Origin of the sequence: Marinobacter gudaonensis (assembly GCF_900115175.1) — a bacterium.
Taxonomy (GTDB): domain Bacteria; phylum Pseudomonadota; class Gammaproteobacteria; order Pseudomonadales; family Oleiphilaceae; genus Marinobacter; species Marinobacter gudaonensis.
Map to the genome: position 1 here is coordinate 273,075 of NZ_FOYV01000001.1, position 12,390 is coordinate 285,464.

Annotated in this window: 12 protein-coding genes; 7 read left to right on the plus strand and 5 right to left on the minus strand. The window is 63.3% G+C overall.

The features are described 5' to 3' along the window. Positions 1-42: 42 nt before the first annotated feature. From BM344_RS01285 to BM344_RS01305, 5 genes are all read right to left on the minus strand, one after another. Complete coding sequence (locus BM344_RS01285) at positions 43-1,602, minus strand: FGGY-family carbohydrate kinase (RefSeq protein WP_091985119.1); 1,560 nt, start codon at positions 1,600-1,602, stop codon at positions 43-45. Then, the gene (locus BM344_RS01290; protein ID WP_228143515.1) at positions 1,592-3,202 is read right to left on the minus strand and encodes a glycerol-3-phosphate dehydrogenase/oxidase; all 1,611 of its coding nucleotides are present in this window, start codon (positions 3,200-3,202) and stop codon (positions 1,592-1,594) included. The genes BM344_RS01285 and BM344_RS01290 overlap by 11 nt, the downstream gene beginning before the upstream one ends. Continuing rightward, complete coding sequence (locus BM344_RS01295) at positions 3,199-4,833, minus strand: FAD-binding oxidoreductase (RefSeq protein ID WP_091985121.1); 1,635 nt, start codon at positions 4,831-4,833, stop codon at positions 3,199-3,201. Before BM344_RS01295 ends, BM344_RS01290 begins: the two co-directional genes overlap by 4 nt. A gap of 137 nt (positions 4,834-4,970) precedes the next feature. Then, positions 4,971-5,633, minus strand: coding sequence for a transglutaminase-like cysteine peptidase (locus BM344_RS01300; protein ID WP_091985123.1), 663 nt, complete (start codon positions 5,631-5,633; stop codon positions 4,971-4,973). An 8-nt stretch (positions 5,634-5,641) separates the two neighbouring features. Beyond that, positions 5,642-6,292 (minus strand): type II secretion system protein N, encoded by a 651-nt coding sequence (locus BM344_RS01305; RefSeq protein WP_091985125.1) that lies wholly within the window; start codon positions 6,290-6,292, stop codon positions 5,642-5,644. 166 nt (positions 6,293-6,458) lie between these two features. Here BM344_RS01305 and gspE point away from each other — a divergent pair, with 166 nt between their 5' ends. The 7 genes from gspE to gspK all read left to right on the plus strand — a co-directional run bounded on the left by gspE (position 6,459) and on the right by gspK (position 12,389). Continuing rightward, positions 6,459-7,967 carry a type II secretion system ATPase GspE gene (gspE, locus tag BM344_RS01310; RefSeq protein ID WP_091985128.1) on the plus strand — a complete coding sequence of 503 codons (1,509 nt, stop codon included), beginning with the start codon at positions 6,459-6,461 and terminating at the stop codon, positions 7,965-7,967. Between the two features lie 3 nt (positions 7,968-7,970). Then, a complete protein-coding gene (gene gspF, locus BM344_RS01315) occupies positions 7,971-9,182 on the plus strand; it encodes a type II secretion system inner membrane protein GspF (protein ID WP_091985129.1) in 1,212 nt (403 codons plus the stop codon). Positions 9,183-9,259: 77 nt separating this feature from the next. Continuing rightward, positions 9,260-9,712, plus strand: coding sequence for a type II secretion system major pseudopilin GspG (gene gspG / locus BM344_RS01320; RefSeq protein ID WP_091990654.1), 453 nt, complete (start codon positions 9,260-9,262; stop codon positions 9,710-9,712). 6 nt (positions 9,713-9,718) lie between these two features. Beyond that, entirely contained in the window at positions 9,719-10,249 is a 531-nt protein-coding gene (gene gspH, locus BM344_RS01325; protein ID WP_091990657.1) for a type II secretion system minor pseudopilin GspH, read from the plus strand. After that, entirely contained in the window at positions 10,246-10,620 is a 375-nt protein-coding gene (gene gspI, locus BM344_RS01330) for a type II secretion system minor pseudopilin GspI (RefSeq protein WP_091985131.1), read from the plus strand. Before gspH ends, gspI begins: the two co-directional genes overlap by 4 nt. After that, complete coding sequence (gene gspJ / locus BM344_RS01335; protein ID WP_091985134.1) at positions 10,620-11,393, plus strand: type II secretion system minor pseudopilin GspJ; 774 nt, start codon at positions 10,620-10,622, stop codon at positions 11,391-11,393. Before gspI ends, gspJ begins: the two co-directional genes overlap by 1 nt. Positions 11,394-11,396: 3 nt before the next feature. Next, on the plus strand, positions 11,397-12,389 hold the full coding sequence (gspK, locus tag BM344_RS01340; RefSeq protein WP_091985136.1) for a type II secretion system minor pseudopilin GspK: 993 nt from the start codon (positions 11,397-11,399) through the stop codon (positions 12,387-12,389). Position 12,390 lies beyond the last annotated feature (1 nt).

Below are 12,390 nucleotides of genomic sequence, written 5' to 3' on the forward strand. Positions count from 1 at the left end.
TCCGATTGCTCTCTCCCTGAAGCTTCGCCGGGTGTCTGCGCTTTAGCGCGGATACCCGGTGATCTCCCGAATGGTCTGGTACAGCGGCTGCAACTGCGGGTACATCTTCAGATACACCTCCGAATAAAGTCGCTGATACAGCGCGCTGGTCTCACGGTTGGGCTCGAACACGTCGCCGACCCGGGTCATGGCCTTTACCGCCGTATCAAAATCCGGATGCAAACCCAGGCCTACGGCGGCGTCGATGGCCGCGCCCAGGCCGGAGGTCTCGTAGGTGTGAGGGCGCTCGGCCGTTAGCCCGAACACGTCGGCGGTCAGCTGCATGGCGGCATCGCTCTGGGAACCGCCGCCTGCCACCCGCAGTTTGGTGATCTTCACGCCGCTGCGTTTCTCGATTCTTTCCTTGCCCTCGCGCAGGGCGTAGGCCAGCCCCTCCAGAATGGCCCGATAGATGTGCGAGCGGGTGTGCACGTCGCCGAAGCCGATGATCGAACCTTTCGCCTCCGGCCCCGGCTGGCGCACGCCCGGTGACCAGTAGGGTTGCAGCATCAGGCCCATGGAACCCGGCGGCACCGCCTGCACCAGTTCATCGAACAGCGCCTCTGGCTCGATGCCCCGTTCTTCCGCAATCTTCTGTTCCCGCAGCCCGAACTCGCGCTTGAACCAGCTCACCATCCAGAAGCCCCGGTAAATCATCACCTCGGTGGCATACCGACCGGGCACGGCCGAAGGATAGGGCGGCATCAGCCGGATGGGCTCCACGTAACGCTGGCTGGTGGTGTTGATGGTGGCGGTGGTGCCGTAGCTCATGCAGCCGATGTGCGGAGACAGGCCGCCGGAACCGAGGATCTCGCAGGCTTTGTCGGAAGCGGCGGCGATCACCGGCACGCCTGACGGGAGGCCCAGATGCTCGGCCGCCTCTGGGGTCAGGTGCCCCAGGGTGCCCCCGGGTGGCACCAGCTCCGGGAGCATGTCTCGTTTCACCGGCATGGTCTGCCATTTGAAGTCGCGGCGCCCGGCCCAGCGGTGTTTCTTGTAATCGAACGGGATGTAGCCCACCTGGCTGCCGGTGGAATCCCGGAATTCGCCCGTCAGGCGGTAATTTAGGTAGCCGGAGAGCAGCAGGAAGTGCCGGGTCTTTGCCCAGATCTCAGGCTCGTTCTGGGCGATCCAGTTGGCCTGGGTGTTTTCCCGGAAGCGGTGGATGGTGTCCTCCAGCCTTGCCAGCTTGAACAGCCAGCCCCAGGGACCTTTCACGGGGCCGTCCACCCGGGCGTGGCGCTGGTCCAGCCAGATGATGGCCGGGCGCAGGGGCTCACCGTTGGCATCGAGGTTGATCACAGTGCCGCGCTGGGTGGTGACGGTGACACCGGCGACCTGGTCGGGGCGGGCGTCGGTGGAATCCCAGAGTAGCCGGCAGGCCTGCCCGAGCTGGTCCCAGAAATACGTCGGGTGCTGCTCCGCCCAGCCCGGTTGCCGGGAAAAGTAGGGCTCGATGTCCTGCTTGCCCTTGCCCACCAGGTTGCCCTGGCGGTCGAAGAGCAGGGCGCGCACGCTCTGGGTGCCGTTATCGATGGCGAGGATCAGCGGTTCAGTCGCCACGGGGTGCCTCCCGGCCGGGCAGGGAGTAGGCGCTGCGGTAGATGGCCAGATAGCGGGCTTGTTCCTGTTGCCAGGTTTCGTCGGTCCAGCCCAGGAGACTCTGGCAGTGTTGCCGGATGGCGGGCAGGAGTGCGGTGCCACCGTCAGGCAGGATGAGGCCCAGGCGGGTGCGGCGCAGCATCAGGTCGTCCAGGTGCTGAATATCCTCTGCCTGGCAGGCCCAGCAGAGTTCCGCCCAGAGCAGATCGCTGGGTCCGCTCGGTGTGACCGGCGCCAAGGGGCCGGCTTCGAGTACGGAGGCGAGGTCCTGGCCGTAGACGCCCTGGAGTCGTTGCCAGGTCTGATGGCCGAGTCCTTCCGGGCGTGCCAGGGCCGGCGGCACGTGGAACACCGGTTCGGCGTCGGGGCGTATGCGCTCCCCGGTATCGTCACCCAGGCCCAGTTTCAGGGCCTCCCGGGCGATTATCCGGAAGGTGGTGAGTTTGCCGCCGGCGATGCTCACCAGGCCCCGGTCGCTCTGGATCGCGTGTTCCCGATTTTCCTTGGAAGGATCCTTGCCGGTGCCGTCGGTGACCACCGGCCGAACGCCGGCCCAGGTGGAGAGGATATCCGCCTCGTTAACGGCGCTGCCCGGGAACAGGCGCCCGGCAATTTCGAGCAGGTAGCGCACTTCGTCTGGTGAAATCACCGGCTCCTGGTTCAGGTCGCCTTCGTGGTCCAGGTCGGTGGTGCCGAGCACCGTGGTGCCCTGCCAGGGGAAGGCGAACACCGGCCGCTTGTCACGGGGGTGGAACAGCGACACCGAGCAGGACACCGGCAGGCAACGCCAGGGCAGCACCAGATGGCTGCCCCGCAGGGGGCGGATGGTCATGGCTTTTTCCGCCGGGTCCTTTGACTGGAGCTGATCGGCCCAGGCGCCGGTGGCGTTGATGACAAGGGGCGCGGAGACGTCGATGGGTTCATCGGTTCCGGCTGGTAGCAAGGTTACCCCGGTTACCTGGCCCTGATCCCGCGTGATGGACAAAGCCCGGGTGTAGTTCAGGCACAGGGCTCCGTCCCGTCGGGCCTCGCCAATCAGGCGCAGCACCAGCCGCGAATCGTCCGTGACGGCATCGGTAAAGCCGCTGGCCCCGGCCAGTTGATGATCGGTGAGGCCGGGCACCCAGAACAGGGTCTCGGCGGGCTTGAGCAAGTGCCGGCTGCGGTTGCGGGCAATGGCGTCGTACACCCGCAGCAGGCCCTGGAACAGGCGTGGGCCGGGGAACTGGCCCCGGAAATGGGGCATGATGAACCGCAGCGGTTCGATCAGCCCGGGCGCTTCGGCCATCAGTCGCTCGCGCTCGCGCACGGCGTCCCGGGTCAGGCCCAGGTGCCCGCTGCCGAGGTAGCGCAGGCCACCGTGTACCATCTTGGAGGAGCGGCTGGAGGTGCCCCAGGAGAAATCCTTCTGCTCCACCAACAGGGTACGCAGGCCGCTGCCCGCGGCTTCCCGGGCTACTCCGGCGCCGGTAATGCCGCCGCCGATCACCACCAGGTCGAATGTCTGCTTGTCGCCCCTGAGCTTGGCCAGGGTCGCTTCGCGTGTACTGGTACCGGTCACTTTGTCCGCCCCCGGGTTCCGGTTTCCGTGTCGATGAGCGTACCCGGGTTCAACAGCGCGCCCGGGTCGAACGCATTGCACAGGGAGCGAATGGCCAGCATGCCCAGCTCGCCTTTCTCCACGGGCAAGTAGGGCGCGTGGTCCTTGCCCACGCCGTGCTGATGGCTGATGGTGCCGCCGTTGTGGGCGATCACGCGGGAGGTGCTTTCCTTCAGCGTGCGCCAGCGGTCCAGGGTCTCCTCGTAGCTCTCCGCTACCCGGAACACGTAGGTGGTGTAGACGCTGCAGCCCTGGCCGTAGAAATGGGACAGGTGCGTGAACACGTGGGTGCGTTCCTGCCGCTCGGCCAGGCCGTCGAGGAGGTTGGCTTCAATGCGGCCCAGCAGGTTGTCCACGTTGTCCCAGTCGGTGGCGGTTTCCAGGGTATCCACGGCGTAGCCCATCTGCCACAGGGCTTCGCGCAGGTAAGGCATGGTAAAGCGCTTGGCGGCCCACTTGTCGCCCAGGCGGGTGCCGGTGTACACGCCCCTGTGCGACTTGCACACGGCGCGGGCCTCCTGCAGGGCGTGGCGACACTGGCGGGAACTGCCGGTCACCCCAAAGGTCATCATGCATTTGCCGTCGCCGGCTCCGCGGGCCGAGAGGAACCGCTCCAGCAGGCCGATCAGGGTGGGGTGGCCGGCGAGGGCCAGCTGAGTCTCGGTTTCTACCGCGTTGCTCAGGCGCAGCATCGAAAGCGGAATGCGGTTTTGTACGAGCTTGCGGCTGGCCGTGCGGGCGCTGTCCCAGTCGGGGAAGAACACCACGTGGAAGCGCTCCTTCTCCGGCAGCGGTGTTACCCGCACTTTCACTTCCGTGATCACGCCGATCCGGCCCTCGGAGCCCAGGATCATCTCCCGAACGTCGGGCCCCGCGCTTGAGGCCGGGAATGTCGGGATCTCCAGGGTGCCCTGAAGTGTTTCAATGCGCCCGCCCGCGAACAGCTGCTCGATGCGTCCATAGCGCAGGGACTGCTGGCCACTGGAGCGGGAGGCCACCCAGCCGCCCACGGTGGAGAGTTCAAAGGATTGCGGAAAGTGCCCGAGGGTGAAGCCGTGGGCTCGCAGTTGCGATTCCACCAGCGGGCCCGGGGTGCCCGCGCCGAAGGTGGCGATCTGGCTCTCCGGGTCCAGGTCCAGCAGGCGGTTCATCTGGCCGAGGGCGATGGTGAGTATGGGACGGCCCCGGTCCTCCGGGTTGATGTGCCCGGCCACGCTGGTGCCGCCGCCGTAGGGGATCACATGGATCTTCTCGGCGGCCGCCCAGGTCAGCAGGCTCTGCACGTCGTCGCTGTTCTGGGGCTGCGCCACACCGTCGGGAAACACGCCGAAATCGCCGCTGCGCATGGCCAGCCAATCCGCCAGGCTCTGGCCCCGGGCATGGCGTACCCGGGTTTCGGCTGCAGTGTCGATAAGGGGCGCGAGTTCCGCCGGAACCGACAGGCGGCTGGCCGGTACCTGGGCGCAAACGCTTTCGAGCGTAGCGTCTTGCAATGGGTGGCCGGCACCCACCCGTCCTGCCAGAAATGCCTGGCCCTGGTCGGGCATCTCCAGATTAAAGCTGTCATCGCCCCAGCCGTTCCAGCGTCGCATGTGGTTCTCCCTGAGTGAAAAGCAATGCCCGGCAGTCTAATCGGTTCGGTGATGAATCGGGTGTCGGTTCGCGACAGGGGCAGTGTCATTTGCCGACAGCGCCGCCGCAAACGAGTGCCTTGTCGCTATTCTATCCGTTACTGGCGAAGGGATTCCGTCAGTCGACTGTTCAGATCCTGCCAGCGGGACAGCTTGGCCGCCTCACCGATGCGAGTACGATCTCCACCCGATTTGTTGAGCCATAGCCCCTCACCGTTAAAGCTGTAAACAGGTTCAAGATCAGTGCGTTGAGAAGCAGGTTTGATGTCGTTTATAAGGTTGTCGAGGATCAGCGGATCGGCGTCCGGCTCGGGATACCATGCCAGAACCATGTGTGCCTGGTTCAGCTCGAGGGCTTTGACATAGACGATGCGCATTTGATCATCCGGCACACCCATGGATTTGAGGGTCAGGTATTTGGCGATGGAAAAATCCTCGCAGTCGCCGCCGTTGGTGGTCAGCAGTTCCACCGGCGTGGCCCAGTAGTCTTCTTCGCCCCAATGGCGGATATCGCTGACAAAGTTCACCCGGTTGAAGAAGGAGTTGACCAGCCGGAGCTGCCGGTCGATCGGCGCGTTGGCTGCCAGATTGTGCAGCCGCTGCCAGTTTTGCAGTCGCTGGTGGGCTTCTGCCCCGAATTCTTCCTGAACATACGCCATGAGGCGCGAGCTGAGTTCGAAGGCGCCAACAACCGAAACGGCAAGTACAAGGGCAGGCAAGAGGCTGGAGCGGCGGCGAATATGGCAGGCTGCCGTCTCCATGGGTGGCCTCAGTTATTGGTCCGGAGGCGTTCCCGGAGCTGTTCCAGGCGCCGGCGGATTTCCTCCCGACGCTGCTCGTCGCTGGCGGCGTTGGCCGGGCTTCGGGCTGTGTTCTGAGCCTCTGTCGGCTCGGCCGTTGTGGCAGGCTCGTCATCCGGCTCCGCGGCAAAGGACATGCCGCTGCGGTCTTCGACTTCCGGGAAATAGAGGTTTTCGAGTTTTCCGGAGCGGGCAATGATGACCCGGTTGGGGTGCACGGAGCGCAGGGTGGCATTGCCGGGTAGTTCGTCACCCACCAGGTAGGCCTCGGTATTGCCTTTGTCGTCTTCAATCAGGGCGCTCCCTGGGAAGTCACCCTGGGCCGCCAGAACACCCCGTAAAGACAGACGCAGATTGGTCTCCGGGAGGTTTTCCGTGTCGATTTCCTGAGGTGTGCCCCCGGTGTTGGCGGAACCGAAGAGGCTGAGGGTAGCGAGTTCTACCTTGGGTGGTTCCTGTACTCGGGAGGCACCGGCAACCAGCGGTTCCACCGTGCCATATTGGCTCTGCTGACTCACCGTTTGCCAGAACTGGTAGCCCTGCCAGCCGGTCAGCGCCACCATGGCGGCCCCCGCCACCAATGCCAGAACCAGGGGAAGCCGTTGATTGTCTAGGAGCATTGATCTTCCTGAATGCAAGTTGGTGAGCCGTGAAAAAGCCCACAGGTTATCAGACTGCCATGGTTTAGTGGCAGTATAGTGTATAGAGTTATTCAGCGGGTCCATATCCTGTGGTAGCCTTCCTGAATTGATTGAATCGAAAAGGGTTTCACCCACGAGGACGACCTTGAACACAGACACCGAATTTCAGGCGCAGGATGCTCCTCTGGGCCGTCTTCCGTTCACCTTTGCCAAACGCAACGGCGTGATCCTGACCCGCTCAGACAATGGCGATCCGGTGATTCTGGTGCGCCCTGGCGCGTCCCACTCGGCGCTGGCGGAGGCCAATCGCATCAGCGGTGGCCGTGCCCGCTTCGCCACCATTGATCCTGACCGTTTCGATCAAGCCCTGAATTCCGCCTACCAGAATGATTCCGCCGAGGCCATGCAGATGGTGGAGGGCATCGGCGATGACATGGACCTGGCCTCCCTGGCGGACTCGGTGCCGGAAACCGAGGATCTGCTGGAGCAGGAGGACGATGCGCCGATCATTCGTTTGATCAACGCCATCCTTACGGAGGCCGTGAAAACCAGCGCCTCGGACGTTCATATCGAAACCTATGAAAAGCGCCTGGTGGTGCGGTTCCGGGTCGATGGCGTGCTGCGGGAGGTGGTGGAGCCCAAGCGGGCGTTGGCGCCGTTGCTGGTGTCCCGGATCAAGGTAATGGCAAAGCTCGACATTGCCGAGAAGCGGGTACCCCAGGATGGCCGCATTGCGCTGCGGGTGGCCGGCCGGGAAGTGGATATCCGGGTGTCGACCATGCCGTCTTCCAGCGGTGAGCGGGTGGTTTTGCGTCTGCTGGACAAGCAGGCGGGCGCCATTCGTCTGGAATCCCTGGGTATGGCTGGGCCGGATCTGAAAGTCTTGCGGCGGCTGATCCATCGACCCTACGGCATTCTACTGGTAACCGGCCCCACCGGTTCGGGTAAATCCACCACCCTGTACGCCTCACTGCAGGAGATCAATGACCGTAGCCGGAACATCCTCACGGTCGAAGATCCGATCGAATACAACCTGCCAGGCATTGGCCAGACCCAGGTCAACACCAAGGTGGACATGACCTTCGCCCGCGGTTTGCGCGCCATCTTGCGTCAGGACCCGGACGTGGTGATGATCGGTGAGATTCGGGATCTGGAAACCGCGGAAATCGCCGTGCAGGCCAGTCTGACCGGCCACCTGGTGCTCTCCACGCTGCACACCAATACCGCTGTCGGCGCCATAACCCGGCTGATGGACATGGGCATCGAGCCGTTCCTGATCAGCTCGAGTCTGGTGGGCATTGTCGCCCAGCGCCTGGTGCGGGTGCTGTGCAAGGACTGCCGGGAGCCCTACACACCCTCCGAAGAGCACTGCGAATTCCTGCAGCTGGATCCTGCCAACCCGCCTACCATCTACCGAGCCAAGGGCTGCTCCCACTGCAACCAGCTGGGCTACCGTGGGCGTATCGGTATCTACGAGGTGGTTGAGGTGTCGGAGGAGATCAGTTCGTTGATCCACAAGCGCGCGGGCGAGCTGGATCTTGAGCATGTGGCCCGAACCCGCGGCCCGAGTATCCACGCGGATGGCGTGCAGAAGATACTGGACGGCGTTACCACCGTGGAGGAAGTGCTCCGCGTGACGCACCGGGGCCAGTAAACCATGCCGGCATACGAATACAAGGCGCTGGATGCCCGGGGCAAGCAGAAACACGGTGTGCTGGAGGCGGACGCCCCCCGCGCCGTTCGCCAGCAGCTACGGGATCGGGGCCTGACGCCGCTGGCAGTGGAGCCCGCCGCGGAAAAGCAGCGCCGTAGCAGCCCCCTGAGCGGGCGTGGCTCTCTCAACGCCGCCGACCTGGCCCTGGTTACCCGCCAGCTGGCCACTCTGATCCAGTCCGGTATTCCCATTGAGCAGGCGCTCTCGGCCGCCTCCCAGCAGTCCACCAGTCCACGCATACGCAGCATGCTGATCGCCATTCGCGCCAAGGTTATGGAAGGCTACACCCTGGCGGACAGCCTGGGTGAATTTCCCCGGGCGTTTCCGCGTCTGTACCGCTCTACCGTGGCGGCGGGTGAACATGCCGGCCATCTGGACCTGGTTCTCAATCGGCTGGCGGATTACACCGAGAGCCGTCAGGAAGCGCGCCAGAAAATCCAGCTGGCCGCGATTTACCCCATTATTCTCAGCGTGGTGGCCATTGCTATCGTGGTGTTCCTGCTGACCTATGTGGTGCCGGATATCATTGAGGTGTTTCTCAAGCAGGGGCAGGATTTGCCAACATTGACTGTTGCCATGCTGGCGGTATCGGATTTTCTGGCCGATTACGGTGTCTACCTCTTTATCCTGCTGGTGTTGGGGCTGATGGTGTTCCGGTATTTCCTGACCAAACCCGGTTTCCGGCTGCGGTTCCACAAGCGGTTGCTGCACCTGCCACTGTTTTCCGGGATGGTGCGGGGCGTGAACACCGCCCGCTACGCCAGTACCCTGAGCATCCTCACCACCAGCGGCGTGCCCCTGGTGGAGGCCATGCGCATTGCCGGCGAGGTGCTGTCCAATGACTATCTGCGCCAGGAGTTGCGGGATGCGGCGCGCAAGGTGAGTGAGGGCGGATCGCTGCACCGGTCCCTGGACCAGACCGGGTATTTCCCGCCCATGATGTTGCACATGATTGCCAGCGGTGAGGCCAGTGGCGAACTGGACAGCATGCTGGAACGCACCGCCCGGATGCAGGAAAACACCCTGCAGTCCAAGATTGCAGCGATCGTGGGCCTGTTCGAGCCTATGATGCTGCTGGTCATGGGTGTTGTGGTATTGATTATTGTGCTGGCGATCATGCTGCCAATACTGAATATGAGTAACCTCGTAGGCTGACCGGTTTTGCTTCAGGGCAGGCGTGTCAGACGAGGTCTCCAGAACGAATGGAATCCATGCCAATGACGAGTGAAACAATGACGATGAAGAACCCCAATCCAGGCAGCCGTAGCGGCGGCTTTACCCTCATCGAGATCATGGTAGTCATGGTCATCCTGGGCTTGCTGGTGGCCATCGTGGCCCCGAACATCATGGGCCGCAGCGACCAGGCCAAGGTAACCGTGGCCGAAACCCAGCTGAGCAACATTGCCAACGCCCTTGATCTCTACCGCCTGGACAACAGCCATTACCCGTCCACCCAGCAGGGCCTGGAGGCTCTGGTATCCAGACCCAGTGGCAGCCCGGAGCCGAAGAACTGGAACCCGGACGGCTACCTCAAGAGCGTACCGGAGGATCCCTGGGGCAATGAATACCAGTACGTGAGCCCGGGCACTGAGGGCCCCTATGACCTGTATTCCTACGGCTCGGACGGACAGGAAGGCGGCGAGGGCGATGCCGCTGATATCAGCGTCTGGAACACCAAGGGCTAGGTGAGGGTGCTGGCCCGAGCCCGCCAAACCGGCTTCACCCTGATTGAAATCCTGGTGGTGCTGGTCGTGATCGGCCTGCTGGCGGCGCTTGCGGTGTTCACCATGGCCGGAAGTTCCCAGCAGCGGGAACTCGAAAATGAGGTCCGCGAGCTGTTCCTGCTGATGCAGACCGCTTCCGAGCAGGCGGTGTTGAACAACCAGGAGCTGGGCCTCAGGCTGGAAGAAGGCGAGTATCAGTTTGTGGCGTTCGAGGATCAGACTGGCGACTGGAAAGCCTCCGGCGAGCGCATGTTCCGGGCCCGGGACCTTCCGGAATGGGTGACGGTGACTGAATTCATCGAAAACGACGCACCCAGGCTGGCCTCGGCCGAAGACCGGCTGCGTCCTGACGTGGTGTTTTTTTCCAGCGGCGAAACCACGCCCTTCGAACTGGAGTTCACCCTGGGCTCGAGCGCTGAGACCACCCATGTGCTGGCCTCGGATGGTGTGTCGCCCATGGAGTGGCGCAAACCCGGAGACGACGGGGGCGACGCGTGAATCGGCAAGCGGGATTCACCCTTATCGAGGTGCTGGTGGCGCTGCTGGTGTTCGGCCTGATTGCCACCGCAGCGGCGCAGGTGGGCAGCCAGTACATTGCCAGTTACGAACGGGTGCGGGATAAAACCCTGGCGGGGTGGCTGGCCGATAACCGGATCAACGAGTTGCGGCTGCAGGAAACGCTGCCGGGTATCTCGGAAAATTCCCGGGATACGGAGTTTGGTCCCTACCGTTGGCAGGTCACCACGGCGATACTGGCCACCGCCGATGCCAAGATGCGCAGGATTGAGGTGAGCGTCGCCAAATACCGGGAAGAGTCCCAGGAGCCCGTGCCGCTGCATACGCTTTCCGCGTTTGTGGGTGTGCCGTGATGCGCCAGGTTGATGCCTCGTTTCCGTATAACTCCCGGGGCTTTACCCTTCTGGAAGTGTTGATTGCGGTGACCATTACCGCGGTGATTGGCCTTGGTGTGTGGCAGGTGATCACCGGCGTGGTCACTTCCCGCGACCGGGTGGACGCCCTGGCCGAGCAGTTCTCGGGCCTTCAGAGGGCCATGCTGTTGCTGGAGCGGGATATTATCCAGGTGGTGAATCGCCCGGCTCGAGACCTCTACGGGGACTTTCAGCCGGCGTTTTCAAGCCGCCAGGAGGAATACGTTCTGTTGTTGACTCGCCAGGGCTGGCGTAATCCGCTGGGTATTCGTCGAAGTGGTCTACAGCGGGTGGGCTGGGAGTATACCGGCAGCGAACTGCGTCGCCATTACTGGTCCCAGGTGGATCAGGCCCAGGAGCCGGAGGGCCGGGATGTGCTGCTCCTGGACAAGGTGAATCGGGTCGATATCCGCTTTCTGGACAGCGATCGCAACTGGCAGGATCAGTGGCCCACCGACGAGGTGATGGCGTCCATGACACCGGGGAGTCGGCCGGACGCGCCTTTGCCTCTGGGTATTGAACTGACCCTGGAGCATGAGCGGTTCGGCACCCTGGTACGAACGTTCGCCTTGCCCGATTTCGATCCGACCGTGGCCCAGGGCGCGGTGAACCAGGCCAATCAGGCGGCCAGTGAGGCCGAGCAGACCGAGGAACCGAACACCGCGGAGCAGGGCGGCGAGCCCACCGAAGCTCCGGCGCAGGGAGGCCAGTAGCCTATGGCGGATTTCGGACGTCAGCGGGGCGTTGCCCTGATCATGGTGCTGCTGGCCATGGCCCTGGTGGTGATGCTGGCCTCGGGCATGACCCAGCAGCAGAGCTTGCGGGTATTCAAGGCTGGCCATTACCTGGCACAGCAACAAGGCCTGAGCATTGCCTTGGGGGCGGAAGCGTTTGCTCGGCAGCTCCTCACCCGCGACTTCGAGGAAGACAAGGAAAACAACGCCATGGTGGACAGCCTGGACGAGTTCTGGGCGGCCAACGCGGCGGTACTGCCGCTGGATGACAATGGTGTGGCGGAAGTCCAGATTGACGATCTTGGTGGGCGCCTGAACCTGAACGACCTGGTGGGCCCGAACGGACAGGTGGATCCGGTGGCGCGCCAGCGGTTCGTGCAGTTGTTCGGGGCGCTGGGCATCACGGCGGTGTCGGTGGATGCGTTGATTGACTGGATCGACCCCGACGACCAGACGGTCACGGCCTACGGTGCGGAAGATGGCCAGTACCTGCTGGCGGATCCGGGCTACCGGGCGGCTAACCAGCCTTTTACCAGTGTTTCGGAGCTGCGTCTGATTGAGGGCATGACCGAGGAGATCTACCAGGCCTTACAGCCCCATGTGGCGGCCCTGCCGGTGAGTGGTGCCGGTATCAACGTGAACACCGCCACCGCCATGGTGATCCGGTCCCTGCACGAGGAGCTGACGGATGCGCAGGCCGCGGCTATCCTTGAGAGGCGTGAGGAAGAGCGGTTTGAAAACCTGCAGGACTTTCTGGCGCTTCCCGAGTTTGCCGGGCTCGGGCTGAAGTCGGTTGGCCTTGGGCTGCAGACACGGTTTTTTGAAGTTGTCTCGCGGATTACCTACGATAACCGCGTTGTGAATATGGTCAGCACCGTATTCCGGACCCCGGAAGGTGAAGTGCGGACAGTGCATCGGGACACCGGGCAGAAGAACAGGATCACCAAAGAGCCCTATACAGTTTCAGAAGGATAAC